Source organism: Stenotrophomonas sp. G106K1, from assembly GCF_037969685.1.
In the GTDB taxonomy this organism is placed as follows: domain Bacteria; phylum Pseudomonadota; class Gammaproteobacteria; order Xanthomonadales; family Xanthomonadaceae; genus Stenotrophomonas; species Stenotrophomonas lactitubi.
In genome coordinates, this window is record NZ_JBBPFR010000023.1 from 12,233 (window position 1) to 38,044 (window position 25,812).

Below are 25,812 nucleotides of genomic sequence, written 5' to 3' on the forward strand. Positions count from 1 at the left end.
CTTTTTCACACTGAATCCTGCTTGAATGCTTGCCAGCAGTTCGCAAGGGGTGCGGTACCGGGTCCAGCCCGGTGTCCGCGGACAGGGGTAAGGTCTCGCCGTTCTGGCTCGATGTCCTTGGGACGGTCGAGCCGGTGCGGTGCCAACAGGGGCAGAACATGCATCAGTCATCAGCGCACCGCGTGGGGACGCCGCGTGCGCGTTCGCACACTCTCTTTTCCTCGTTCTGCTCACGGATTGCTGTCGTGCTGTTGTGCGCGGGAAGCCTGTGGCCGCAAGTGGCGATGGCAGTGCCATCGGCCTTCTGCCCGACGCTGAGCATGTCGGTCGCCAACAGTGGCTCGCAGACCATCAACATCAACAGTTGCCACGGCGGCTTCGGCATCTCCGCAGGTACTGCGGCAACCGCACACGGCAGCCGCACTGTCGGTGTGCAGTCGGGTGCCAACCTGCCGCTGACCTACACCCACAACGGCGACAGCGCCACCAGCGATACCTTCGTCATCCAGGACGACTCGAACGGTGATATCACCGTCACCGTAACCATCGCTCCGGCATCAGCCATCACCCTCGCCGCCTCGCCTGCGGTCAACCTGACGGTAGGCGTGCCTTTCAGCACCAGCCTCAGTGCCAGCGGCGGCACCGGACCGTACACCTACAGCCTGGACACCGGTTCCATTCCGCCAGGCCTGAGCCTGAGCGGAAACACCATCAGCGGTACACCCACCCAGCGCGGCGCCTACGCCTTCACCATCCGCGCCACCGACAGCACCGCTGCCAGCGGCGTGCGCTCCTTCAGCGGTTCGGCAGCCAACCCGACCCTTACCATCGCGCCGTCGTCTCCGTCTGCCGCGCAGAACCTTGCCTATTCGGTGACCTTTACTGCCAGCGGTGGCGTGCCCGGCTACACGTTCGCGTATGAAAACGGCACCCTGCCGCCCGGCCTGAGCCTGAGCGGCGCGACCCTGAGCGGCACGCCCACCACCCAGGGCAGCTATACCTTCGGTATCCGCGTCACCGACAGCAGCACCGGCACCGGCAGCTATGCGGAGGTCAAGTCAGTGACCCTGCAGGTGATTCCGCCACCGACCATCTCGATCAGCCCGGCCACCGTTCCGAGCGCAACCGTCGCCGTGGCCTACAGCCAGACCCTCAGCGCCAACGGCGGCACCGCGCCCTACACCTTCGCCATCACCGCAGGCTCGCTGCCCGCCGGGTTGAGCCTCAACACCAGCACTGGCGCACTGGCCGGCACGCCGACCGCAGCCGGCACCTTCAACTTCACCGTGACTGCAACAGACGCCAATACGTTCACCGGTTCACGCGCCTATTCCCTGGCGGTGGCACCGCCGGTGATCGCCATCACGCCGACCACGCTGCCCGATGGCACGGTCGCCACGACGTACAGCCAGTCGGTCAGCGCCGGTGGCGGCATCGCCCCGTACACCTATGCGATCACTTCAGGCGCGTTGCCGGCCGGCGTGACGCTCAATGTCAGCAGCGGCGCCATCAGCGGTACGCCAACTGCGGGCGGCACCTTCAACTTCACCGTTACCGCCACCAGCAGCAGCACCGGCACCGGCGCGCCGCACACCGGCTCCCGCGGCTATTCGCTGATCATTGCTGCGCCGACCGTGACCCTGCCAGCGACCACCCTGGCCGACGGCACCCAGGGCGTGGCGTACAACGCAGCGCTCAATGCTGCCAGCGGCGGCACCCCGTCATACACCTATGCAGTCACCGCCGGCAGCTTGCCACCAGGGATCACGCTCTCCGGCGCGGGTACCCTGTCGGGCACGCCTACATCAGCGGGCACATCCAGTTTCTCCGTAACTGCCACCGACAGCAGCACTGGCAGCGGGCCCTACACCTCGACACCGCGCGGCTATACGCTGCAGATCATCGACAGCCCACCGGTTGCCAATCCGGTGTCAGCGACCGTGGCCTACAACAGCAGCGCCAATCCGATCACGCTGAACATCACTGGCGGCATGCCGACCTCGCTGGCCATCGGCACTGCGGCGGCTCACGGCAGTGCCGTCGCCAGCGGCACCACCATCACCTACCAGCCCACCGCCGGGTACGCGGGCCCGGACAGCTTCACCTACACCGCCACCAACGGCGCCGGCACCTCTGCACCGGCCACGGTCAGCGTCACCGTCGGCAACCCGAGCATCACCGTGACTGCGGGCGGCCCGATGAGCGCGCAGGTCGGCGCCAGCTACAGCCAGACGTTCACCTGGAATGGTGGCACCGCACCCTATAGCGGATTCACTGTCACCGGTCTGCCAGCAGGCCTTAGCGTCAGTGGCACCACCGCCACCAGCGTGACCGTAAGCGGCACGGTGAGCGCGGCGGGCAGCTTCAGCCTCGTCGCCACTGCCACCGACAGCAGCACCGGCAACGGTCCGTTCACCACCGCCCAAGGCTTCACCCTGACCACTGGCGCGCCGACCCTGGGCATGACCCCGGCGGCGGGCAACCTGCCGATGAACTACGGCGTGGCCACCACCATCAACTTCGCCAGTAATGGCGGCACCGCGCCGTACAGCTACGCGCTCGTCAGCGGCGCACTGCCGGTGGGCGTCAACCTGACGTCGGCCGGTGTGCTCAGCGGGACGCCGACCGTGCCGGGCAACTACAGCATCGCCGTGCGCACCACCGACGCCAGCACCGGCGCGGGTGCGCCGTTCTCGCTGCAGCAGAACTACACCATCGTCGTAGGCCTCCCGACGATCAACATCGATCCGCCCAGTCTGCCCAACGGCAGCGCAGGCGTGGCCTACAACGCGCAGTTGAGCTCCAGCGGCGGCATAGCACCCTACAGCTACGCGTTGCTCAGCGGTGCGCTGCCGATCGGCATGTCCTTCTCCTCCGCTGGCGCGCTGACCGGCATCCCTCGTTCGGATGGAAGCTTCAGCGTCACGGTGGGGTCCACCGATTCCAACGGCCAGACCGCCAGCCGCGTGTACACCTTCACGATCGCTCCGGCGACCGTGGTGCTGGCCCCAGCCACCCTGCCCGGCGGCGCAGTGGGCACGGCCTATTCGCAGAGCCTGAGCAGCAGCGGAGGCATCGCGCCGTATACCTATGCGATCGCCTCCGGTGCCCTGCCCCCCGGCATTGCCTTCAGTTCGGCGGGTGTGTTCAGCGGTACGCCGGCCACGGCCGGCAGCTATACCGCAGTGGTGCGTTCCACCGATGACGCCGGCTACAACGCCACCCAGAGCTACAGCATCGTCATCGCTGACGCCGTGCCGGTGGCTGTGGACGACAGCGCCACCACGCCGTCGCAGCAACCGGTGACGATTCCGGTAACGGCGAACGACGGCGGCGTGATCACCTCGATCGCCGTGGTCAGCGCGCCGACGCACGGTACCGCAACGGCCAGCGGCATGAGCATTGTCTACACGCCAGCAGGCACCTACTTCGGCGCGGACAGCTTCACCTACACCGCTACCGGCCCGGGCGGTACCTCGGCCCCGGCCACGGTGTCTATCACCGTCAACGCATTGCCCGTGCCTGCGGGGCAGCCGCGCGCGGCCATCGCTGGCGTGGCCGGCCAACCGGTGACCATCGACACCACGGCGGGTGCCACCGGCGGTCCGTTCACCGGTGTGACACTGGTAGCGCAGCCGGCCACCGGCACCACGGCCGTGACCGGTACCGACATCACCTACACCCCGCTGGCCACCGCCTCGGGCACCGCAAGCATCGTCTACACCTTGAACAACGCCTACGGCGCTTCGGCTCCGATCACCGCCACGATCACCATCAACCAGGTGCCGGTGGCGGTCTCGCGCCGGGTCAGTGCCAATGCGGGTGTTGCGGCGGTGGTCGAGTTGACGACTGACGCCACCGGCGGCCCGTTCACCGCAGCCGCCCTGGTGTCGCTGTCGCCGGCCACTGCCGGCACTGCTACCATCGCACCGTCCGGCAGCGGTGCCAGCGCGGGCTATAGCCTGACCTTCACCCCGGTGGCCACGTTCGCCGGTACCGCCACGGCCACCTTCACGTTGGCCAACACCTTCGCGACCTCGGCGCCGGCGACCATCGAGTTTGATGTGATCGGCCGACCGGACCCGACGCTGGACGCGGAAGTGATGGGCCTGCTGGGCGCACAGACCGCCTCCACCCGTCGCTTCGCCACTGCGCAGATCGGCAATTTCCAGCGCCGCATGGAAGGCCTGCATGGTGCTGGCAGAGGGGAGCGCTTCGAGAACGGGCTGAGCTTCGGCGTCGACCGCGATCGTCGCTGCCAGGATGAGGTGCGACGCATGCCCGGCGGCGATTGCCGCCAGGTGACCGCGCTGGACGAATCTGTTCTGAGGGACGACGTTGCTGTCGCGCCCGTCGGCGGGGATCGCGGCGAACGTAGCGGCAATGGCGATAACGGCGCCCTGACCCTGTGGACCGGCGGTTCGATCAACAGCGGTGATCGCGATGGTCGCTCGGGCAGCGCCGGCTTCGACTTCCAGACCAGCGGCATCAGCGCCGGCGCCGATACCCGCGTGAACCAGTCGTTCGCCTTCGGCGCCGGTATCGGCTACGGCCGCGACACTACCGACGTCGGTCACAACGACACCCGCAGCCACGGCGAGAGCTACACCCTGGCTGCGTACGCCAGCTATCACCCGGGCCAGTACTTCTTCGTTGATGGCCTGCTGGGTTATCAGATGCTGTCGTTCGATTCGCGGCGCTACGTGACTGCCAATGGCGCGATGGTGCAAGGCGACCGCGACGGCAAGCAGTGGTTCGCCTCGCTGTCGGTCGGTGGCGACTACCAGCGCGACCGGGTGTCGGTGAGCCCCTACGCGCGCCTGGATCTGGCCCGTGCCACATTGAACGGCTATACCGAACGCGGCGACGCGATCCATGCGCTGCGCTACCAGGACCAGGATGTGGACACCACCACCGCCAGCCTGGGCGTGCACATGGACTATCGCTTCCCGGTGCGCTTCGGCACGCTCTCGCCACAGTTGCGGTTGGAGTACCAGCACGACTTCCAGGACGCCAGCCCGGTGACGATGGGCTACGCCGATCTGCCGGGCGGTCCGTTCTACCGCGGCGAAATCGACGGGCTCAGGCGCAACCGGTTCGTGTTCGGTCTGGGTGCGGTGCTGCAGACCGAGCGCGACCTCAGCCTGCGGATCGAATACCGCGGCCTGTTCGGCAGCAGCGAAGACACCGACCACGGTGTGCAGCTGAACCTGGAAAAGAAATACTGACCACGTGGGGCGCGGCGACGCGCCCCACCCTCCCGGCAACGCCGGCCGTGCATGTCTCAAACACGGAGAATGGCCTGCAGCCGGTTGCCCATCGAAACCGACCACCTTCGCGCGCAGGCCGAAAGCATCGGCTGATCCTGAAGCCGACCGCAGCAGCCGGGCATGGGCCCGGCGCTACGACGCAGCCTTCAATTGGCCAGGGCGAAATCCAACCCCGCACACACCGCCGCCACCTGGGCGTCGTTGCATTCCTGCGGGCTGGTGCGCGGGCTGTCCGGGTACACCTCGGTGGTGGTGGCATACAGCGCATCGGTGAAGCCGGCACATGCACCAATGGAACGCGACTCGCCCCACACCACACCCAGCGACTGCAGCGGCATGCCCACCAGATTGCCTTCGGCGTCGGCCGGGGCAATGTGGGTGATCGGGGCCACGGCGGCGATCAGCGCCTTCTGGAATTCGTGCTGCGGGTCTTCGCTGTTGCCGATCACGTAGAAGCCATCGGGAACGGTGTCGCGCTCGAACGGCTTGCCGTCGCGGGCGCAACGGGCCGGGTCGAACTCGTGCAGGTCGCTGTCGGTGGTTTCGTGCAGGTCCAGGTGGACTCGGATGTTGGCCTTGCGTTCGGCCACCCAGCGCATCAGCGAGGCGGCTTCTTCGATCAGGCCGCCGTCACGGAAACTACGGTTGGGGTCGATGGCATTGGGATTCCAGCGCTGGATGCGCTCGTAGCCCCACGGGCTCACGCACGGGGCTACGATCAGGTTGAAGCGGCCCAGGTAACGCTCGGCGTGCTGTTCCAGGAACTGCAGGGCACCATGCACACCGCTGGTTTCGTAGCCGTGCACGCCGCCGGTAACCAGCGCGGTGGGCAGGGCCGGGTTCCAGTCGTGGTTCACCACCGCAAACAGCGGGTAGTGGTCCGGGGCGTAGTCGAGCTGGCCGTACTGGACCACGTCGAAGCGCTCGTCCAGCCGCTCCAACGCGGTCACCACGTCTTCGTGGTAGCTGCGCTGCCGCTGCTGGCGGGCCCGCCACTGCGCGCGTTCGGCGTCGCCCCAGGGCTGTCCGGGGGTGCCGATCGGGTAGAACTGCGCAACGGTCATCTCAAGCTCCAGAAGTCGGGGTGCGGTGGTACAGCCGACCATTTTAAGCCCTGTGGCCCGATCGTTGCTGTCCCCGCGCCCCGCCTTCATACGGCCGCCCTCATCTGGTTGTAAAATCAACGGTTTTTGGCCCCCACCCCCTTGATGGCGAACGCAGCGCAGCCGGTCCTGGGTGGACCGGACTTCCTCCGTCTGCTCGCCCGTCTCAGCGACGGCGCGATGCCGGCCTCCAGTCCCGCCCTGACCGATCGCCTCGGCCAGTGGGTGGACTGGAGCCGTGCCGTGGCCCTGGCCGGGGCGCTGGATGGCCGCCTGGCTGAACCGGCCGAGGCCGCAGAAGCGCTGGATGATCTGCTGGCCGACTGCGCCCAGGCCGAGGCGAGCCTGTTGGCCTCGCTGAGCGAGGATGCCGAGGCCGAGCGCCTGCTGGACCTGGCCGAGGCCGCTGCGGCACCCAACTTCGCTTCGCTGCGGCAGCGCTACCGCGTGCTGCAGCAGGCCATCCAGACCGCCACCGGCCGCCTGCGCGGCCGCCTGCGCGACCAGCTGGTGCTGGCCTCGCCGGAGCTGGCGCGGCTGGCCGAGGTCGATGCGGTGATGGAACAGACCTTGAGCCCGCGCGAGCACAGCCTGCTTGCCACCGCCCCAGCAGTGCTGGGTGCCCGATTCGAACGCGTGCACGGCCAGCCCGGCTGGCGCGCATCCTTCCGCCACGACATGCGCACGCTGCTGCTTGCCGAGCTGCAACTGCGCTTCCACCCGATCCAGGGGCTGCTTGCCGCCCTGCGCTCACACTGACCGGAACACCATGTCCAGAACTGTTTTCCACGTCCTTGTTTTCCTTGCTGGCCTGCTGGCCGTGTGCTGGATCGGTGTCGGCTATGTCTCGGTGCACCCGCTGGGTGCGGCGGTGGCCGCGATCATTGCGGCCTGCTACATCGCCGGTGGCGTGGAGCTGTACCGCTACCGGCAGGCCAGCAATGGCCTGCGTGCCGCGCTGAGTGACGTTTCGCTGGCCAAGGACAGCCTGGCAGCGTGGCTGGAGCGTGTGCCGCTGGGCCTGCGCAATGCCGTGCGCTTGCGCGTGGAAGGCGAGCGCACCGCCCTGCCCTCACCGGTGCTGACCCCCTATCTGGTGGGCCTGCTGGTGCTGCTGGGCATGCTCGGCACGCTGCTGGGCATGATGGACACCCTGCGCGGCACGGGCCTGGCCCTGCAGAGCGCCACCGACATGGCGGCCATCCGCGGCTCGCTGGCCTCGCCGGTGCAGGGCCTGGCGGTGGCCTTCGGCACGTCCATCGCCGGTGTCGCCAGCTCGGCCATGCTGGGCTTGCTGTCGGCACTGCTGCGCCGCGACCGCCTGCAGGTGGTGCAGCAGCTGGACCGCGCCATCGCCACTGACCTGCATCCGTATTCGCAGACCTGGCAGCGTGCCGAGTCGCTGCGCCTGCTGCAGTCGCAGTCCGCGGCGCTGCCTGCGCTGGTTGATCGCCTGCAGGCGATGACCAGCGCCTTCGAACAGCACAGTGCGGCCGCCAATGAGCGCCTGCTGGCCGGTCAGGCCGAATTCCTTACGCAGAGCCAGGCGCTGCAGGAACGCCTGGCGGTCTCGCTGCAGCAGTCGCTGCGCGAAGGTGCCGAAGCCAGTGCCGCCGCCATCGGGGGCGCGCTGCAGCCGATGGCCGAAACCACGCTGGCTGGTCTGGCCAGCCACGGCCAGGCGCTGCATTCGCGTATCGAGCAGGCTGTGCAGCAACAGTTGAACGGCCTCACTGAAGGCTTCGAGCGCAGCCGCGTGGCAACTGAGGCCAGCTGGGCCAAAGTCGTGGCAGAACAGACCGGCGCGCAGCAAGCACTGGTGTCTGAACTGCGCCGGCATCTGCAGTCCTTCAGCGAGGGCCAGAGCGCGCAGGGTGAAGCGCTGGTGGTGCGCATCGGCGAGCGCCTGCAGGCCGACGCCAGCGGCAACGCCGACGCCTGGCGTGCCGCTGCCGAACAGCAGCATGCGTTGAACAGTGAACTGGTCGAGCGCCAGCAGCAGGCACTGCAGCGTGCCAGCAGCCATCTGGACGAACGTGCGCAGGCGCTGCTGCAGGCGCTGGATGAGCGCCACACCGCCGGCCAGTCGCTGCTGCAGCAACACGAACAGCAGCGCCTGCGGGACTGGCAGGCTGCACAGGCCGCCACCGCCACGGCGCACGCCGAACTGCAGGCGGGCCTGGATGCACGCGAACAGCAGCGTCAGGCACGCTGGGACGCGGTGAGTACCGAGCTGCAGCAGGCGCATGCCGCATTGCAGGCTCAGCTGTTGGCCGCTGACGAACAGCGCCTGCAGCGCTGGAGCGACGCTCTGCAGAACGTTTCGACCGACCTTGCCGCGCGCCTGCAGGCCGATGGCGAACGCTTGTCCACGCAGCAGCAACAGGTGTGCGACACGCTGGCGCAGACCGCACAGCAGATCGGCGAGAACGGCCGTGCCCAGGCCAGCGCCACGCTGGCCGAAGTGTCCACCCTGCTGCAGACCGCAGCCGAGGCGCCGAAGGCCGCCGCCGAGGTCATCAACGAACTGCGCAGCACCCTGTCTGAAAGCCTGGTGCGCGACAACGCGATGTTGGAGGAGCGTGGCCACCTGCTGGCCACCGTGCAGACCCTGCTGGAGGCGATCAACCACGCTTCGCACGAGCAGCGCACGGCGGTGGACGCGCTGGTCGGTGGTTCGGCTGAACTGCTGGAACGCGTCGGCAACCGCTTCACCGACCACATCGCCGCCGAGACCGGCAAGCTCGATGGCATCGCCACCCTGCTCAACGGCAGTGCCGGTGAGGTAGGTCAGCTGGCCGGCACCTTCGGGTCTGCGGTCGAGCGGTTCGGCACCGCCTCGGTGGAGTTGTCGGGACGCCTGGAGCAGATCGGCGGTGCATTGGATGCCTCGCTGGCGCGCAGCGATGAGCAGCTGGCGTACTACGTGGCACAGGCGCGCGAGGTGGTCGACCTCAGCCTGCTGTCACAGAAGCAGGTGATGGAAGAACTGCAGCAGCTCGCCGCGCGCCGCGGCAAGGCCGGCAGCGCATGAGCGACGAGCTGGAGGTCGACGGCGGCTCGCACGCCCCGATCTGGGCGGCATTCGGCGATCTGATGTCGGTGCTGCTGGGCGCGTTCGTGCTGATCCTGGTCGGCGTGGTTGCGGTGCAGCTGGAGCTGTCGCAGCGGCTGGACCAGGAGGTCAAGCAGCGCCAGGCCGAGGCCAAGCGCCTGCAGACGCTGGAACAGGCGCTGGCTGGCCCGCTTGCCGCCGGCCGGGTGACGCTGGTGGATGGCCGCATCGGCATCAGCGGCAACGTATTGTTCGCACTGAACTCCGACCAGCTGCAGCCGGAAGGCCAGGAGCTGCTGCGCAGCCTTGCCGCGCCGCTGGCGGCGTACCTGGGTTCGCGCGAGGAAATCCTGATGGTCAGCGGCTTCACCGATGACGCGCCGGTGCGCGAAGGCAACCGCCGCTTCGCCGACAACTGGGAGCTGTCCGCACAGCGCTCGCTGACGGTGACCCGTACCCTGATCGCCGACGGCGTACCGGCTGATGCGGTGTTCGCCGCTGCGTTCGGCAGCGAGCAGCCGGTCAGCTCCAATGCCAACGAAGACGGCCGCGCGCGCAACCGCCGCGTGGAGATCGCGCCGATTCCCAAGCCCAAGGCGGCTGCGCCGGGCGAAAAGAGCGGCGATGGCAGCTGAGTCCTCGCCATTGGATGGATTGCGTGCGCTGGTGCGCGATCTGGATGCCGGCTCGCGTGCACTTGCGCACTATCCGCAGGTGCCGATGCTGGACGATGTGCGCCGCGAGTGGTCCGAACTGCGCAGTGAACTGCAGGTGCGCCGCTCGCTGCGCACCGAGGCCCCTGTCGACGGCGGCCCACTGAACTCGGCAGTGCTGGTGCAGCGCATGCTGGACACGATGCAGGCCACCAGCCCCGGGTATCTGCGCCACTTCATCGACTATGTCGATACGCTGTCGTGGCTGCAGGCATTGCAGGATGGAGCGGCCAGCAGCGGTGACTCAGCAAAGCCGAAGCGCACGCGCAAGCCTCGCAAAGCGGATTGAGCGCGCATTGACGCCGATCTCGATCGGCGATTCTGGTAGAGGCCAACCTTGGTTGGCGCTTCCCCATCAATGCGACGCATTGACAATTCGGCGCCGCGCATGCCGACCAAGGTCGGCATCTACCTTGCCCCTGAAGCTCCTTGTAGAGCCGAGCCCATGCTCGGCTGCACCCGAAAGCAGCCGAGCATGGGCTCGGCTCTACAGGTCCGCGCCTCACAACAACTGAACATGTCACCAGACAGTCATCTGTCTAGCGCACCATTTTCACGTTGATCGAACGGCGCCTCCGGCGCCTGTGATCGCATCGCGTGTTCCCCTTTCATCTACCTGAGCTCCGCTTCCATGCGGCGGCTCGCGCCTGCCTGAGTGCCTGCTCCATGACCAAGACCCTGTTGGCTGCTGCGTTGTCCCTTGCCCTTGCGCCGACCGCATGGGCACAGCAGGCGCCGTCAGCCACCGACCTCGATGCCGTTTCAGTCATCGGCAGTGGCGAGGCGCGCCAGGTGCAGCGCATCACCCGCGAGAACCTGGACATCCTGCCGCCAGGCACCAGCCTGCAGAAAACGCTGAACCTGCTGCCGGGCGTCAACGCGCAGTCGGCCGACGCGCTGGGTACCAACGAACAGTCGATGACCCTGAGCCTGCGCGGCTTCAACTCCACCCGGCTGGGCTACACACTGGACGGCGTGCCGCTGGGCGATGGCGCGTACAACAACTACAACGGCCTGACCATCAACCGTGCGTTGATCAGCGAGAACATGGCGGGCGCCGAGCTGGCGGTGGGCATCGGCAGCCTCGGCACGCCGTCCACCAGCAACCTCGGCGGCACCATTTCCTATACCTCCGACCGTCCGGCGCAGGAACTGGGCGGCCGCGTGGTGCAGACCTTCGGCAGCGATGCCAACCGCCGCACCTTCGTGCGCGTGGACAGCGGCGAGTACAACGGCTTCTCCGGCTACGTCTCCGGCATGAATGCCGTCTCCGATCTGTGGAACGACCAGACTGCCTACAACAAATCCACCACCAGGCAGTTCAACGCCAAGGGCGTGTGGAATTTCGGCAGCGGCCAGATCACCGGCTTCGTCGACACCTCGCGCACCAGCCAGGCCGACTACTTCTACCTGTCCAAGGACGAGATGTCCCGCGGCCTGGGCTGGGACTGGGGCGGCTACGCACCGGACTGGAACAAGGCCGTGGCCAAGGCCTACTGCAACACCACCAGCCTCAACGCTAAGAAGTGCGACAACAGCGGTCCGGACAAGGACGCCGACGGCGCATTCACCGCCGGGCAGATCCTGCGCGATGACAACCTGTACTACCTGGCCGGTGATTTCTTCTTCGCTGATGGCTTCAGCCTGCGGGCACTGGCCTACCACCACGATGACCGCGGCGAAGGCCACAACTGGAACAGCGGTGCGTGGTCCAACAAAGGCACCGCGCAGGAAATCCCGATCATCTTCCGCAACACCATCTACACCATCGACCGCGATGGCGGCACGCTGTCCTTCGATTGGGAGCTGGGTGCACACCGCATCGAAGGTGGCCTCTGGTACGAACACAACACCAGCAGCGCCGAACGCTACCAGACGGCGGTGGACGGCCCACGCGACCTGAGCGGCATGAACACCCTGCCCTCGGATGTGGGTGTGTTCGCCCAGCGTACGCGCTGGAAAACCCACCAGTTCTTCCTGAAGGACACCTGGCGCCTGCTCGATGACCGCCTGACCCTGGAGTTCGGCGCCAAGAGCCCGCATGCCACCTCCGATGCGCAGGCGCTGCCGGGTGATGCGAAGACACCGATCCTGCCGAGCTCGAACAACCAGTTCGCCACCGGTTCGCTGAAGGCCAGCAAGAACTTCCTGCCCAGCGTGGGTGCGAACTTCCGCCTCAGCGAGCATCACGAAGTGTTCGCCAGCTATGCGGAGAACATCGCCATGTTCCAGGGCGGCTTCAAGCTGGGCCCACAGGCGGTCAGCCAGGCCACCTGGAACGCGCAGGGCAACCTGAAGCCGGAAGAATCACGCTCGCTGGAGGCGGGCTATCGCTTCGTCACCGATACGTTGCAGGCATCGGTCGCTGCCTACAGCGTGCGCTTCGACAACCGCCTGCTGCAGTACAACCCCTGCGACTCGCGGCAGCCGGTCGGACCGACCTGCGGTAATCGCTTCTACAACGTCGGCGGCGTCGACAGCCGCGGTGCCGAACTGACCGTGTTGTGGACACCGAACGAGCACTTCAGCTGGTACACCTCGGCGTCGCTGAACCGCTCGACGTATGCCTCCAACTACATCCAGGCTGGCGTCGAGCAGCAGATCAAGGGCAGGATCCAGACCGACACGCCCAAGCAGCTGCTGGCCACCGAGATCACCTGGCGCGACAACGGCTGGTTTGCCAGCCTGCGCGGCAAGTACACCGGCGAGCGCTTCTACACCTATACCAACGACCAGGGCTTCGGCGGCTTCACCGTGTTCGACCTGGCCGGTGGCTACGATTTCGGCCAGGTTGGCTTCGCCAAGGGCATGCGCCTGTCGCTGAATGTCACCAACCTGGGCGACAAGCGCTACGCCAGCAACCTGGATTCGAGCGTGTTCGCACCCAGCGACCCGTCGGGCAAGCTGTACGTGTTCCATGCGTCGGCACCGCGCCAGGTGTTCGGTACCATCGACATCCGCTTCTGATCACCGGCCGAGGAGTCACCATGTCCGCTACTGCCTTGCTGTTGGCCGCGCTCTCGGTCAGCGGCTACAACGCACCGCATGAAGCCCGCGGCATGCCACCACGCGCGGTGGACGTAGGCAGCTTCACCTACGTGGACAAGGGATTGGTCGCCGCCGGGCGATTGCCGGCAGGCACCGTGGACTTCCTCGGCGATACGCTGGGCTCGTTCTCGTCGTTGGCGATACAGCCGGGCACGTGGCGGCGCACCGCGCGGGGTTACGAGGGGGTGCTGTGGACGTTGCCGGACCGCGGCCGCAACGATCCGGAGGCCGGCCTGTTCTACGACTACGCCGGCCGCCTGGAGCGCATGAAGCTGCGCATCGACTGGCCGCAGGGGACGTCCAAGGGCTTCGGCGTGGTGACGATGGCGCCCGACAAGGGGCTGGTACTGAAGGACTACAACGGCCAGCCCTTCACCGGTGCCGACCCGGGTGAGCACACGATCAACCAGCGTGGCGTGGTGCTGCCCTCGCCCGCCGTGGGCCCGGGGGCCGGCAAGGTCGCGCTCGATGCGGAATCCCTGCAGTTCACTGCCGACGGCCACTTCTACATCGGCGACGAGTACACCGCCAACGTCTACTACTTCGATGCACAGGGCCAGCTGCAGGGAGTGATCGTGCCGCCGCTGGCGATCCGGCCACAACGTGATGGCATGCCTGCCTTTGGATCGTTGGCCGCGCCGCAGACCGGGCGCCGCAACAACCAGGGCGTGGAAGGCATGAGCCTGTCGCCCGACGGCACACGGCTGTTCGTTGCCCTGCAGAGCGCACTCATCCAGGACAGTGCGGCGGGCAATGCCGCCGGCCGCATCAATACCCGCGTGCTGGTCTACGACGTGTCTGCCAACCCGACGCCGACGCAACCAGTGGGCCACCATGTGATGATCCTGCCCGCCTACGCCCATGACGGCAAAGGCAAGCTCGACCGTACCGCTGCACAGAGCGAGCTGCGAGCGCTGGACAACGAGCGTTTCCTGATGCTGGCGCGCGATGGCAATGGACTGGGCAAGGATGGCAACGACCCGATCGTCTACAAATCGGTGCTGCTGGTGAACGTGGCGCAGGCGTCCAATCTGGTGGATACGGAATATGAGACCGGCACGGCATCGGTGCTGGCCGATCCGGCTGATGCGATCTTGAAGACCGGCGTCGTACCCGCCCACGTCAAAGAGGTGCTGAACCTGCTCGACCGGCCACAACTGGCCCGGGCCGGGCTGGATCTGGATACAGGGCGCGGCCCGCACTTGGGACTGCTGTCGGAGAAATGGGAGGCGATGGACGTGCTGCCGGCGCTTGATCCAGGGCATCCGAACGACGTACTGCTGCTGATTGGCAACGACAACGACTTCATCGCCCGCAGCTGCCGCATGCAGGGCGAGCACTGCGACAGCGCGTACGACAACGACAACCGGGTGCTGGTGTATCGGCTCACCCTGCCGCAGCCACTACCCGTCACGCCCCGATAGATTCTGTAGGGCCGAGCCCATGCTCGGCTGCTCTGCACGGAATGTTCCCGCATTGAGTAATAAGCCGAGCATGGGCTCGGCTCTACAGAGTGCATTCCTACCCGCGCAGCGTGGCGCCACCATCCACGTACAGGTCACTCATCGCCACGTGTCCTGCCTGATCGGACAACAGGAACATCACCGCTTGTGCGATGTCCTCCGGCGTGGCCAGCTTGCGCAACGGAATGCCGGCCTTGTAGGTGGCCGGATTGCCAGCAATCACCCGCGCCGCGCCCTGCTCGTCTTCCCACATGCCGGTCTGCATCGGGGTCAGCGTGGAGCCCGGCGCAACGATGTTGCAGCGGATGCCCAGCGGCGCCAGCTCCAGGCCCAGGCAGCGGGTGAACATCGTCGCCGCCGCCTTCGAGGCCGCATAGGCAGCCATGCCATGCCGTGGCACACCCGCCGCGTTGGAGCTGACGGTCACGATGGCACCTTGTCGGCGCGGCGACATTACCCTCGCCAGTGCGCGACCGACATGGAACACACCGTCGGCATTGACCGCGAACACCCTGCGCCAATCCGCGTCACTGGTGTCCACGACCTCGCCGACATGCAACACACCAGCCACGCTGGCCGCCAACATGATCGGTCCCACCGTGGCTTCCACCTGGTCAACCAGGGCGTCCACGGCCGCGCCGTCGGTGACGTCCAGTGCGAAGGCCTGCACGCGCCCATCGTCGGTTGCCAGCGCAGGCCGCTCACGATCGGTTGCCACGACCCGGCATCCTGCGTCCAGCAGCTGCCCCACCAGCGCCGCGCCGATACCGCCGGCTGCGCCGGTCACCAGCGCGACGTTTCCTTCAAAACCGGTCAACCGCACGTTGCATTCTCCTGTTGCCTGTCCCATTGCTGCAGACGCGCCGACAACCACGGTGCCAGCTGCGCCACCGCATCGCGCCCGGTCAGTTCGGCGTGCAGGAACGGCAGCTCGATGGCATCCACCTGCAGCGCATGAGCCTTCCACAGGGCGGACTGCAGCTGCGGCCGTGCCTGATGATCGCGTCCGGCGCGCACATGCGCCAGCGTTCCCACGAAGGGCCGGTGCTGGTGCTCGCGGATCAGTCGATTGGTTCCGGTCACCGCCCGCACTACGCCGTCGAGCACCACCTCGGGCAGGCTGCCCAGCGCGCTGCCGCCGCGCCGCAGGAAGGCGAGGATGCGCGCGCGGTCGTCCAGCTCAGGATGCGCGTCAGGATCGTGCCCGGCGATGGCCAACAGCGCCCGCAGCGCCGCAATCGGGTCGGGTTCCGGTTCGGCGCGCCAGCACTCGCTGGGATAGGCATCGAGCAGTACCAGTTCGCCGACCTCGCGGCCGATGTCGTGCAGGCGCACCGCCATCGCCTGCGCGAGGATGCCGCCCACCGACCAGCCGAGCAGATGGATCGGCCCCTGCGGCTGCAGCGTGATCACCCGCTGCACATAGTCATTGGCCATCGCCTCGATGCTGCCTGGCAGGGGTTGCGTGGGATCGAGTGCAGGTGATTGCAGCCCGTACACCGCGCGCGTTGGCCGCAACGCCCGGGCAAGCGCGCGGTAGTTCCATGCAATGCCGCCGGCCGGGTGCAGCACGAACAAGGGCGCCACGGTTGACTCGTCGGACGCAGACAGCGCGATCACCGGGCCCAACGCGTGATCGGCACGTGCTGGCGGCTCGGCGATGCGTGCCGCCAGCGCGGCAACGGTCGGCTGCGCGAACAGCGCGCCGAGACCCAGCTCGCTACGCCAGCGCTGCTCGATGGCCAGCAGCAGGTGCACGGCCGAAAGCGAGTCGCCACCGAGACTGAAGAAATCCACATCGACGGCTACCGGCGCTTCACGTCCCAGCACCTGCGCGAACAGCCCGGCCAGTTCCTGCTCCAGCGGCGTGCGCGGCGCCTGCCCCGCGATCTCCTGCTGCGGCGGCTTCGGCAGCGCAGCCCGATCCAGCTTGCCATTGGCAGTCACCGGCCACTGATCCACGCCTACGAACGCAAACGGCACCATGTAGTCCGGCACCCGCGTCAGCAGATGACTGCGCAGCGCTGCTGCGTCCGCCTGAGTCGACGGCACATAGGCGACCAGCCTCGCCTCACCGGGCAGATCATCGCGCAACAGCACTTCCACCCGGCCCATGCCAGGCAGCTCGCGCAACGCCGCTTCGATCTCACCAAGCTCGATGCGCAGGCCGCGCAGTTTCACCTGGTGGTCGCTGCGCCCCAGGTATTCGACAGCACCGCCGGCCCGCCAGCGCGCCACGTCGCCAGTACGATAGACGCGTTCACCCGGCAGGAACGGATCGGCCAGGAAGCGCTCGGCGGTCAGGTCGTCGCGGCCGAGATAACCGCGCGCCAACTGCACACCACCGAGGTAGAGGTCACCTGCCACGTCCACCGGAACCGGCTGCATCCGTGCGTCAAGCACATACAGGCGGGTGTTCCAGACCGGGAAACCGATCGGCACCGGGCGCGAGCAATCATCGGCCGACGCCGGCCACCAGCTCACATCCACAGCAGCTTCGGTCGGCCCGTACAGGTTGTGCAGTTCGGAGTGCATTCTCGCGTGGAAGCGGTCACGCAGGGCGGCATCCAACGCCTCGCCACTGGTGAACACGCGCCGTAGCTGAAGGTCCTGTGAGGCCGGTGCAGCGAGGAACGCATCCAGCATCGACGGTACGAAATGCGCAGTGGTGATGCCATGCACGCGGATCAATCGCGCCAGCTCGGTCGGGTCGCGGTGTGCGTCCGGCCCCGCCAGCACCAGCGTCGCGCCGCACAGCAGTGGCAGGAAGAACTCCCACACCGATACGTCGAAGGTTGCCGGGGTCTTCTGCAGAATCCGGTCGTCGGCGCCGATGCCGTAGTGCTCGCGCATCCACAGCAGGCGATTGACGATGGCGCGGTGCTCGATCACCACGCCCTTGGGCTCGCCGGTCGAACCGGAGGTATAGATCACATAGGCCGCATCGTCGCCCATCGGGCCCGGCCAGGGTGCGGCGAAGCTCACATCGGTCCACTGCTCCGGCGACAGCACCGATACGTCTGCCAACCGGGATTGCACGCTGGCCTCTGCGAGTACACAGACCGGTTGCGCCGATGCCAGGATGCGCGCCAGGCGCTCAACCGGATGCGCAAGGTCCAATGGCAGGTAGGCGCCACCTGCGCGCAGTACCGCCAGCAGCGCAACCACCAGTTCCAGCGAGCGCGGCAGTGCTACGGCGACGACGGTACCCGGCCCCACGCCCAGCGAACGCAGCTGCGCGGCCAGTGCGAAGCTGCGCGCCTCCAGCGTGGCATGGTCCAGCGTCGTATCGCCGAACACCAGCGCCGGTGCCGACGGATCACGGTCCATGCCCTGCTGCAGCAGTTCGACCAGGGTGGTGTCAGGCAGCGGATGCGTGGTGGCATTGAAGCCATGCACGACCTGCTTGGATTCTTCCGGCGTGGCCAGCGGCACCGCCGCGATGTCTTCGGCCTGCAGCGCCGCCGACACGAAATGCAGCAGTCGCCGGGCATGCGCCTTCACCTCGTGAAGGTCGTACAGGGCGGGGTTCGCTTCAATCTCCAGATCCAGCAGGGTCTGTCCATCGCCACGGAAGCCCAGCGTCAGGTCGTCCACCGGCCCGGTGCTGAGCACCTCCAGCGAGGCCTGCACACCTGGCAGCGTCAGCGGCTTGTAGAAGGGCTGCACGTTGATCAACGGCCCATGCAGGCGGTGCTGTGCGCCGACCAGCCCGAGGTCACGGCGCAGCTGCTCGCCACGGTAGCGGCCATGCTTGCGGCCCTGGCTGAGCTGGCGCCCGATGCGCCGGCAGAATTCCTCGACGCTGTCCTCGCCGCCCGCCACCCGCAGCGGCAGTACGTTCATCACCATCGCCGGCACCCGCGCCGCAACGCTGCCCAGCCGCGCCATGTAGGGCACGCCGAGCACGACTTCCTCGGACGCGCTCATGCGGCGCACATACTCGGCGGCCAATGCAGCGAGCACATCCGGCCACGGCTGCAGCCACGATGCCGAAACCTGCATCAGGCGCTCGCGGAAAGCGGGGTCCACCGGCTGCACCCAACGCACGGCATCGTCACTGGCAGCGGCGGTTCCGGCCAGACCGGTGGAGGCCGGCGCGCCCTGCAGTGCCTGCAGCCACCACTGCCTGTCCGCGTCGCGGCGCGCATCGTTGCGGTAGCTGGCATCGTCGGCCAGCACGCCCGCCAGCGCCGGCAACGCGCTACCGGTGCGGCCCGCATACAGTGCGCAGACACGGTCAGTAAACAACGCCATGCCATAGCCATCGGTGGCCAGGTGATGCACGCGCAGGTACCACGCCCAGCGCTGGCCGCCCAGGTTGAACAGCACCTGCTGGCTCAGTCGGTCGCGGGTCGGATCCACCGCGCTGGAACGATCGGCCAGCATCGCGGCGCGCGCCGCCTGCTGCGGATCGGCCGCAGCAGCGACATCGCGCAGCTGCAGTAATGGCACCCGCGTGGATTCGTGCCATTGCACGGGCTGGCCGTCCTCGGCCTCGGCGAAACGCAAGGCCAGCGCCTCGGCCTCGGCGGCGGCCTGATTGGCGGCGGCAGTGAACGCCGCCACATCCAACGGACCCTCAATCCACACCGCATGCGCGGTATTGAATGCAGGGTTTTCCGGTGCCAGCCGCTGGGCAAACCATAGCCCGGCCTGCGCCTCGGTCAGCGGCAGCGGCGCTCCGTTCATGCTGTCTGCGCGGCCTGCAGCTGCTGCACCACTGCCCACCACTGGCGCAGCGTGGTGTGTTCGGCCAGCTGCGAAAATTCCAGTGGCAGCCCGGTGTTGCCCCAGGCCAGCACCAGCCCCAGCATGCGCATCGAATCCAGGTCCAGGTCGATCAGGTTGTCATCGTCGCCGATGTCAGCCGCTTGGCAATCCAGTACGCGGGCGACGTCGGCGCGCATGCGCTCCAGGGTCAAGGCTTCGGTCGTCGCGTTCATTACAGTGCCTCCAGCAGCTGGTCGGTGGTCATCGGTACGCCGCAGGTGCGGGCGATCCAGTGCAGCGCCTGATCGTGGTCGGCACGCGAGAAATCGGCCACGCCATCGGCAGCGATGAAGGTCTCGATGTCGCGCTGGAACGCCTCCACCGCCGTGGCGGTGCATCCGATGTGCGCGTACACGCCGGTGATCAGCAGCTGGTCGCGGCCACGCACGCGCATCAGCGTTTCCAGGTTGCTGCGCTGGAATGCGCTGTAGCGGTGCTTGACCAGCACATGCTCGCCCGGTGCCGGTGCCAGCGCGTCGATGATCGGCTCGTGGTCGGCACGACGGCCCATGCCAGGACCCCACAGGTCTGCCTGCAGGCCGCGGTCACGGCGGTCCTGGTCGCCATGCTGGGCGGTGTAGAACACCGGAATGCCGTGCGTGCGGCAATGTCCCAGCAGTCGCGCGATGTTGTCCACTGCCGGCCGCAGCGGCGCGTTTCCCGCATCAAAGGCGGCGAGGAAATAGCGCTGCATGTCGTGCACCAGCAAGGCAACACGCTCACGCTGGGGGCGCCAGGCGCCACGTGCCTGCGGCAGTTCCGCGGCGGTCGGCAGGGAATACGGGGCAATACGGGGCAGCGCCATCAGCGCGTTCCTCCTGTCTGTTGCAGATGACGCGCACGCAGCTGCGCGCGCAGTTCACGGCGGCTGATCTTGCCAACCGCTGTGGTATCGAAACTGTCCACGAAGACAATCTGATCAGGCACCTTGAACGCGGCAAGGCCACGTCCACGCATCCACGCCTTCAGCGCCGGCGCCTTGATTGGCTCGCCCTGCTGGATCACGAAGGCACAGCTGCGCTCCCCCAGGTAGTCGTCCGGAATGGAGACCACAGCGGCATCGAACACACTGGCATGGGCCAGCAGATGGTCTTCGATCTCCTCGGCGGAGATCTTCTCGCCGGCCCGGTTGATGTGGTCGCCGGCACGGCCCTGCACCACCAGGTAGCCGCCGGGCAGCTGCTGCACGCGGTCGCCGGTGCGATAGAAACCATCGTCGGTGAACGAGCGTGCATTCGCCGCCGCATCATTGTGGTAAACGCGGATGGTGTACGGACCCCGCGTGAGCAGATGGCCAACCTCGCCTTCGGCAACAGGCTGGTCATGGTCATCGACCACGCGTACTTCGTCATCGGCGCTGATCGGCCGGCCCTGGCACGCAACGATCAGTTCCTGCGGATCATCCAGCCGGGTGTAGTTGACCAGGCCTTCGGCCATCCCGAACACCTGCTGCAATGTGCATCCAAGGCCATCAATGACCCGCCGTGCGGCTTCCGGCACCAGCTTCGCGCCACCGACCTGCAGTACCTGCAGGCTGGACAGATCGTACTTGCTGGTCGCCGCCGCCTGCGCCCACAGCAGCGCCAGCGGCGGTACCAGACCACAGCAGGTCACCTTCTCGCGCGCGATCAACGGGAATGCCGCATCCGGGCCGGGGCCCGGGCTGAGCACCACGCGGGCACCGGCGTACAGCGCGCCGAAGAAGCCGGGCGAACTCATCGGGAAGTTGTGCGCCGCCGGCAGCGCGACCAGGTACACGCTGTCGCGGTCGATGCCGCAGATTTCGTTGCTGGCGCGGAACGAGTAGATGTAATCGTCGTGCGTGCGCGGAATCAGCTTTGATAGCCCGGTGCTGCCACCGGAGATCTGCAGGAACGCCACCGACTGCGGAAGAGGATCGGCGGGCAGCTGGCTGCGATCGCCCTGCAGCGATTCCAGCGCAACAAATTCAGCTGCGTCGCCATCGATCAACACGTGGCGTACCGCCGGCACGTCCAGCTGCAGCGCGCGCGCCAGGCCACGATGATCGAAACCCTCATGTACATCGGTACTGATGTAGGCACTGGCCTCGGCCTTGCGGGCGAAGTGGGCCAGCTCGGTGATGCGATGCGCCGGCAGTGCGTATACCGGCACCAGCCCGGCGCGGAACAACCCGCAGACGGTACTGATGAAACTGGCGGTGTTGCCCAGTTGCACCAGCACGCGCTCACCGGGTTGCAGGCCCAGCGCCAGCAGGCCGGCGCCGATGCGTCCGGCCTCATGCCAGAGCTGCGCATAGCTCAGGCGCACATCGCCCGCCACCACCGCGATGTCATCGGCATGGCGCTCGGCGCGTTCGCGCAGGAAACCGGGGAAGGTTTCGCCACGCCAATGGCCGGCAGCCCGATAGCGCGCGACCAGCGCTTCGGGCCATTGCTGCTGCAGCGGCAGGCGGGAGTCAACGGCGGACGGCGTCATGCGGATTCCTCGATCAGGGGCAGCGGGTCCTGCACGCCCAGTGCGTTCAACAGCGCAGCGAATTTGGCGGCGGTCTCGGCGACCTCGGCGTCAGGCTGCGAGTCGGCGACGATGCCGGCGCCGGCATACAGGCGCAGCTGGGTGCCCTGCAGGCGCGCGCAGCGGATCGCCACATACCAGTCGCCGTCACCCTGTGCATCCAGCCAGCCTACGGCGCCGGCATAGAAGCCGCGCGGTACCGGTTCCAGCGCACGGATGCGCTGCAGTGCTTCCAGCCGCGGGGTACCGCAGACGGCCGGGGTGGGATGCAGCTCGGCCAGCAGGGTCGCCGCCGGTGTGGCAGCGTCCTTCAGCGTGGCGTGGATGCGTGTTCCCAGATGCCACATGCTGGCGGTCGCGTGCAGCACCGGGCGCGGCTGCGCCTCGATGTGGCTGCACCACGGCGACAGGCCATCGACGATGGCTTCCACCACATGGCGGTGTTCGTCGTGATCCTTCGCCGATGCCAGCAACGCCTGCGCGGCGCGCTCGTCGGCCGCCGGATCGGCACTGCGCCGCGCCGAACCGGCAAGCGGATGCGACAGTACCTGCGCACCGCGCTTGTGCAGCAGCAGCTCCGGCGTCGCCCCCACCAGCCACGCCGGCGCCTGGCCGACGTCCACCGGCAGCGGCACGGCGTAGGTCGCCACCGAAGGATCGGTGCCCAGGCGGGCCAGCAGCATTTCCGGCGAAAGTGCCTGCTGCGTGTGCGCCAACAGGCTGCGCGCCAGTACCACCTTGTGCAGTGGCGGGTTGGGCCTGCGCATCACGCTGACCGCGTCGGCCACCGCCGCTGCATAGTCCTGCGCGGATGGCTCGGCGGTCAGCGCTCCGGACAGCGCTGGCGCTGCCTGCGACTGCACGGGCAGCGCCGGCAGCAGGCGCTCGGGCTGGTACAACGCATCATCGGCACGCGGCTCGAACGGCACCGCGCCGACCAGCAGGCCCGGCCCACCGCGCTGCTGCGCGAAGAACGTCGCCACGCGCTCGGCCAGCGTGGCCAGCGCGCCCGCCGGCAAGGGTGCGCGGCAGCCCCGCGCGTGCATCTGCTGATCGGCCTGCCGCAGCAGGAACAGCGATGCTTCGGCGGTGGGCTCCGGCAGCATCGGCGCAGCCTCCGGCCACGCGCACTGCATCAGGGAATCGTTCATGTCATCTCCTTCATCCGATACGCTGCGGCCAGCACGCACAGCACCAGCAGCAACACGCCGACCAGCAGGTAAGGCAGGCTGGCGCCGCCGCGATACAACAAGGTGCCGAGCATCGGCCCGGCCACCATGCCCAGCCCCTGCGCCGCCGCGACGGTGCCGGCCGCCGCCCCTTGTTCGTGCGCCTGCACCGCATCGGCGGCCAACGCCTGGAACGAGGGAAACACGAAGCCCATGCCGAACGCCGCGAGGGCGTAGGCCGCCGGCAACTGCCAGGTCTGCTGCACAGCGGACACCGAAGCGAAGCCGATGCCGGCGATCAGTGCGCCGAGGATGATCCAGCGCCGGGGATGCACATCCAGCTTCATCACCAGTCCCTGCGCAAGGATCAGGCCCACACCCACTGCAGTCAGGGCGATGCCGGCCATCCGCGCGCCTTCGGCTGCATCCAGGCCGAAGCGATCGATGGCGAAGAAGCCCACGGTGACCTGCGCGATGGTGACCGACACCATCGCCACGAACGCGGCCATCTGCGGCAGGCGAAGGCGCGGGTCGAGGCGCGACAGTGGTACGCGCTTGCGGTCCTGTGCGGCAGCCACCGGTGGCGTGGCCGGCAGGCGCCAGGCCAGCAGGCCCAGCGCGAGCAGCGGCAACAGCGCCGCCACATACAGCGCCAACGGCAGGTTCCTGTAGGCAAGCCATCCGGCAGCAGCCGGGCCCAGCACCATGCCCAGCGCATTGGCGCTGCCAAGGCGGGCGAGGAATTTCGCACGTTGGCCGCTGGGTGCCTTGTCGGCGATCAGCGCAGCGGCGGTTGGCGGCACGGCCGCGTAGAACAGGCCGATCAGGCCACGCGCACCTACCAGCACCAGCACCGAGACCAGCACCGGCGGTATCGTCTGCAGCGCGACATCGATGAACACCGCCAGCGCGATGTAGACCACGGTGTAGGCACTCATCGCCAGCATCAGCACGCGCTTGCGGCCGATGCGGTCGCTGAGCTGGCCCCACGGGCGCGCGGCCAGCATCCACAACACACCCGCGGCCGTGACCGATAGACCGGCATGCCATTCGGACAGACCCAGCAGGCGGACCACCGGGCCGATGACGGCGACGAAGGACATCATCGCCATGGTGCCGATCAGGGCAGCCAACACCAGCGCCGGCAAGCCGGGAACCACGGGACGTGCATGCATGGAACACCAACCGTAACCAAGGAGGGAACGCCGGGCGCATCCGCACCCCGCGCGACGTCGCCCTGTCAGGCGGCGACGCCATCCTTAAATGATAACGGCTCGCATTTGCATTTGATACCCATTCGCTTAACGGGCATGCACCCGCAGGTGCATCACTGCCCTGCGCGTACCGACAGCAGGCCGCGACGCTTGAACCACCACTCCAGCGGCAGGGTCACCAGCGGCGGAATCGCGGCCAGCAACGCCAGCCCCGTTGCCCACCACGGCCAGCGCAGGCGCAGCGCCGCAAACAGGGTCACCGCCACGTAGACCAGGAAGGCCACGCCATGCAGCGGCCCGAACAACTTCACCAGCGCCACGTTGGCCTGCGGGCCGTACTTGAGCCACATGCCGGCCAGCAGACCGGCCCAGGTGATGGCTTCGATGAAGGCGACGATCGCGAACAGGCGTCCGGTGGGGTGCAGCGGGTTACGGTGGGTCACGCAGGGCTCCAGCAGTGGATATCAAATGCGAATGATACGCAGATGCGAACATTCCGGACACCGAGGGTAGCGCCGGGCCATGCCCGGCGAACGGGACAGCTGTGTCCACCAAGGGGGACACCTACCGAAGCGTGTCGGGGAGGATCTGCTCGCCAATCTCACGCAGCACCTCGTCCATCGGCCGGCCGTTGTCGACCAGGTTGAACATCACATGCGCCACGCCCTGCGCGTGCACCCGCAGCAGGTAGTCGCGCAGGCCATCGCGGCCCACCTTCAGGCCCAGCGGCAGTGGCTCTGCCGGCGCAGCCGGGTCGGCCTGCAGGTCCAGCAGCATCGACTGCACGAACGGTTTGGGCGCGCCGCCGCGCTGGGCCTGCTGCCACAACCCGATGCGCCCTTCCTGCGCGGTTTCTTCGCGGTGATAGGTCGCCCAGCCTTCGGCTTCGCGCGCGATCCACTGCAGGCTCTGCCGTGCAGTACCGACCACCAGCATCGGAATGCGCCTGGCCGGCGCGGGAAGTACGTCGTACCCACCGGTTGCCTGCAACGCCGGCGCACGCTCGGACGGTTCGGACGACAGCGCCGCACGCAGCAGCGACCAGCGTTCGCGGAAGGTCGCTGCCCTGCTTTGCAGATCCTCGCCGAATGCCGCGAACTCCTCAGGTCGATCACCCGAGCCCAGACCCAGCACGAAACGCCCACCGCTGATCCGGTCCAGCGTCAGCGCCGACTTTGCCACGTGCAGCGGTTGCCGCAACGGCAGCACGATGGCCGCCGTGCCGACCACGATGCGTTCGGTCGCCGCGGCCAGCATGCCCAGCCACAGGAACGGATCATCCAGCGCGCTGGCAGTCGCATCCGGCCCCTGCGGCACCATCAACGGCACATCGCGGGTCCACAGCGCGGCGAAACCGAGATCGTCGGCCAGCCGCGCGATGCGTCGCGCCTCATGTGGGTCGGCCAGGCCGTGTGCGGCCACCGGCGTCATCAGGCCAAGGCTGAGGCCCTGCGTTGGAAACAGGCGGGCATGGGCGGTATTGAAATCAGTCATGCCGCCAGCTTAGC

17 protein-coding genes are annotated in these 25,812 nt (G+C 67.7%); 7 read left to right on the forward strand and 10 right to left on the reverse strand.

The window, feature by feature from the left end; translation table 11 throughout:
- Positions 1-284 precede the first annotated feature (284 nt).
- Positions 285-5,228 (forward strand): putative Ig domain-containing protein, encoded by a 4,944-nt coding sequence (locus tag WKB25_RS17140; protein WP_340571905.1) that lies wholly within the window; start codon positions 285-287, stop codon positions 5,226-5,228.
- A 188-nt stretch (positions 5,229-5,416) separates the two neighbouring features.
- Here the strand turns inward: WKB25_RS17140 and WKB25_RS17145 are convergent, their stop codons facing one another.
- The gene (locus WKB25_RS17145; protein ID WP_340571906.1) at positions 5,417-6,334 is read right to left on the reverse strand and encodes a M14 family metallocarboxypeptidase; all 918 of its coding nucleotides are present in this window, start codon (positions 6,332-6,334) and stop codon (positions 5,417-5,419) included.
- A 144-nt stretch (positions 6,335-6,478) separates the two neighbouring features.
- On the opposite strand from WKB25_RS17145, the gene WKB25_RS17150 reads away from it, so the two are divergent.
- The 6 genes from WKB25_RS17150 (at position 6,479) to WKB25_RS17175 (ending at position 14,613) form a co-directional block, all read left to right on the forward strand.
- Entirely contained in the window at positions 6,479-7,132 is a 654-nt protein-coding gene (locus WKB25_RS17150; protein WP_180167276.1) for a DUF3348 family protein, read from the forward strand.
- 10 nt (positions 7,133-7,142) lie between these two features.
- Complete coding sequence (locus tag WKB25_RS17155; protein WP_340571907.1) at positions 7,143-9,407, forward strand: DUF802 domain-containing protein; 2,265 nt, start codon at positions 7,143-7,145, stop codon at positions 9,405-9,407.
- Positions 9,404-10,063: an OmpA family protein gene (locus WKB25_RS17160; RefSeq protein WP_089235873.1), complete on the forward strand. Its 660-nt coding sequence runs from the start codon at positions 9,404-9,406 to the stop codon at positions 10,061-10,063. The genes WKB25_RS17155 and WKB25_RS17160 overlap by 4 nt, the downstream gene beginning before the upstream one ends.
- Entirely contained in the window at positions 10,053-10,430 is a 378-nt protein-coding gene (locus tag WKB25_RS17165; RefSeq protein ID WP_340571908.1) for a DUF2894 domain-containing protein, read from the forward strand. Before WKB25_RS17160 ends, WKB25_RS17165 begins: the two co-directional genes overlap by 11 nt.
- Before the next feature lie 377 nt (positions 10,431-10,807).
- A complete protein-coding gene (locus WKB25_RS17170; protein ID WP_340571909.1) occupies positions 10,808-13,108 on the forward strand; it encodes a TonB-dependent receptor in 2,301 nt (766 codons plus the stop codon).
- Positions 13,109-13,128: 20 nt separating this feature from the next.
- Complete coding sequence (locus WKB25_RS17175; RefSeq protein ID WP_340571910.1) at positions 13,129-14,613, forward strand: esterase-like activity of phytase family protein; 1,485 nt, start codon at positions 13,129-13,131, stop codon at positions 14,611-14,613.
- A gap of 97 nt (positions 14,614-14,710) precedes the next feature.
- On the opposite strand, the gene WKB25_RS17180 is transcribed toward WKB25_RS17175, so the two are convergent.
- The 9 genes from WKB25_RS17180 to WKB25_RS17220 form a co-directional block, all read right to left on the reverse strand.
- On the reverse strand, positions 14,711-15,475 hold the full coding sequence (locus tag WKB25_RS17180) for a 2,3-dihydro-2,3-dihydroxybenzoate dehydrogenase (RefSeq protein WP_340571911.1): 765 nt from the start codon (positions 15,473-15,475) through the stop codon (positions 14,711-14,713).
- Positions 15,466-19,344: an amino acid adenylation domain-containing protein gene (locus WKB25_RS17185; RefSeq protein ID WP_340571912.1), complete on the reverse strand. Its 3,879-nt coding sequence runs from the start codon at positions 19,342-19,344 to the stop codon at positions 15,466-15,468. The genes WKB25_RS17180 and WKB25_RS17185 overlap by 10 nt, the downstream gene beginning before the upstream one ends.
- A complete protein-coding gene (locus tag WKB25_RS17190) occupies positions 19,341-19,598 on the reverse strand; it encodes a phosphopantetheine-binding protein (protein ID WP_265953244.1) in 258 nt (85 codons plus the stop codon). Before WKB25_RS17190 ends, WKB25_RS17185 begins: the two co-directional genes overlap by 4 nt.
- Complete coding sequence (locus WKB25_RS17195; RefSeq protein WP_340571913.1) at positions 19,598-20,230, reverse strand: isochorismatase family protein; 633 nt, start codon at positions 20,228-20,230, stop codon at positions 19,598-19,600. Before WKB25_RS17195 ends, WKB25_RS17190 begins: the two co-directional genes overlap by 1 nt.
- Entirely contained in the window at positions 20,230-21,882 is a 1,653-nt protein-coding gene (locus tag WKB25_RS17200; RefSeq protein WP_340571914.1) for an AMP-binding protein, read from the reverse strand. Before WKB25_RS17200 ends, WKB25_RS17195 begins: the two co-directional genes overlap by 1 nt.
- Positions 21,879-23,072: an isochorismate synthase gene (locus tag WKB25_RS17205; protein ID WP_340571915.1), complete on the reverse strand. Its 1,194-nt coding sequence runs from the start codon at positions 23,070-23,072 to the stop codon at positions 21,879-21,881. The genes WKB25_RS17200 and WKB25_RS17205 overlap by 4 nt, the downstream gene beginning before the upstream one ends.
- Positions 23,069-24,265, reverse strand: coding sequence for an MFS transporter (locus tag WKB25_RS17210; RefSeq protein ID WP_340571916.1), 1,197 nt, complete (start codon positions 24,263-24,265; stop codon positions 23,069-23,071). Before WKB25_RS17210 ends, WKB25_RS17205 begins: the two co-directional genes overlap by 4 nt.
- Before the next feature lie 152 nt (positions 24,266-24,417).
- Positions 24,418-24,747: a DUF3817 domain-containing protein gene (locus WKB25_RS17215; protein WP_340571917.1), complete on the reverse strand. Its 330-nt coding sequence runs from the start codon at positions 24,745-24,747 to the stop codon at positions 24,418-24,420.
- A 121-nt stretch (positions 24,748-24,868) separates the two neighbouring features.
- Entirely contained in the window at positions 24,869-25,798 is a 930-nt protein-coding gene (locus tag WKB25_RS17220; protein ID WP_340571918.1) for a TIGR03571 family LLM class oxidoreductase, read from the reverse strand.
- Positions 25,799-25,812: the final 14 nt, after the last annotated feature.

Excerpts from the sequence above, each read along its gene's own strand:
- WKB25_RS17140 (WP_340571905.1), top strand. The coding sequence starts at position 285 with ATGGCAGTGCCATCGGCCTTCTGCCCGACGCTGAGCATGTCGGTCGCC.
- WKB25_RS17145 (WP_340571906.1), bottom strand. The coding sequence starts at position 6,334 with ATGACCGTTGCGCAGTTCTACCCGATCGGCACCCCCGGACAGCCCTGG.
- WKB25_RS17150 (WP_180167276.1), top strand. The coding sequence starts at position 6,479 with ATGGCGAACGCAGCGCAGCCGGTCCTGGGTGGACCGGACTTCCTCCGT.
- WKB25_RS17155 (WP_340571907.1), top strand. The coding sequence starts at position 7,143 with ATGTCCAGAACTGTTTTCCACGTCCTTGTTTTCCTTGCTGGCCTGCTG.
- WKB25_RS17160 (WP_089235873.1), top strand. The coding sequence starts at position 9,404 with ATGAGCGACGAGCTGGAGGTCGACGGCGGCTCGCACGCCCCGATCTGG.
- WKB25_RS17165 (WP_340571908.1), top strand. The coding sequence starts at position 10,053 with ATGGCAGCTGAGTCCTCGCCATTGGATGGATTGCGTGCGCTGGTGCGC.
- WKB25_RS17170 (WP_340571909.1), top strand. The coding sequence starts at position 10,808 with ATGACCAAGACCCTGTTGGCTGCTGCGTTGTCCCTTGCCCTTGCGCCG.
- WKB25_RS17175 (WP_340571910.1), top strand. The coding sequence starts at position 13,129 with ATGTCCGCTACTGCCTTGCTGTTGGCCGCGCTCTCGGTCAGCGGCTAC.
- WKB25_RS17185 (WP_340571912.1), bottom strand. The coding sequence starts at position 19,344 with ATGAACGGAGCGCCGCTGCCGCTGACCGAGGCGCAGGCCGGGCTATGG.
- WKB25_RS17190 (WP_265953244.1), bottom strand. The coding sequence starts at position 19,598 with ATGAACGCGACGACCGAAGCCTTGACCCTGGAGCGCATGCGCGCCGAC.
- WKB25_RS17195 (WP_340571913.1), bottom strand. The coding sequence starts at position 20,230 with ATGGCGCTGCCCCGTATTGCCCCGTATTCCCTGCCGACCGCCGCGGAA.
- WKB25_RS17200 (WP_340571914.1), bottom strand. The coding sequence starts at position 21,882 with ATGACGCCGTCCGCCGTTGACTCCCGCCTGCCGCTGCAGCAGCAATGG.
- WKB25_RS17205 (WP_340571915.1), bottom strand. The coding sequence starts at position 23,072 with ATGAACGATTCCCTGATGCAGTGCGCGTGGCCGGAGGCTGCGCCGATG.
- WKB25_RS17210 (WP_340571916.1), bottom strand. The coding sequence starts at position 24,265 with ATGCATGCACGTCCCGTGGTTCCCGGCTTGCCGGCGCTGGTGTTGGCT.
- WKB25_RS17220 (WP_340571918.1), bottom strand. The coding sequence starts at position 25,798 with ATGACTGATTTCAATACCGCCCATGCCCGCCTGTTTCCAACGCAGGGC.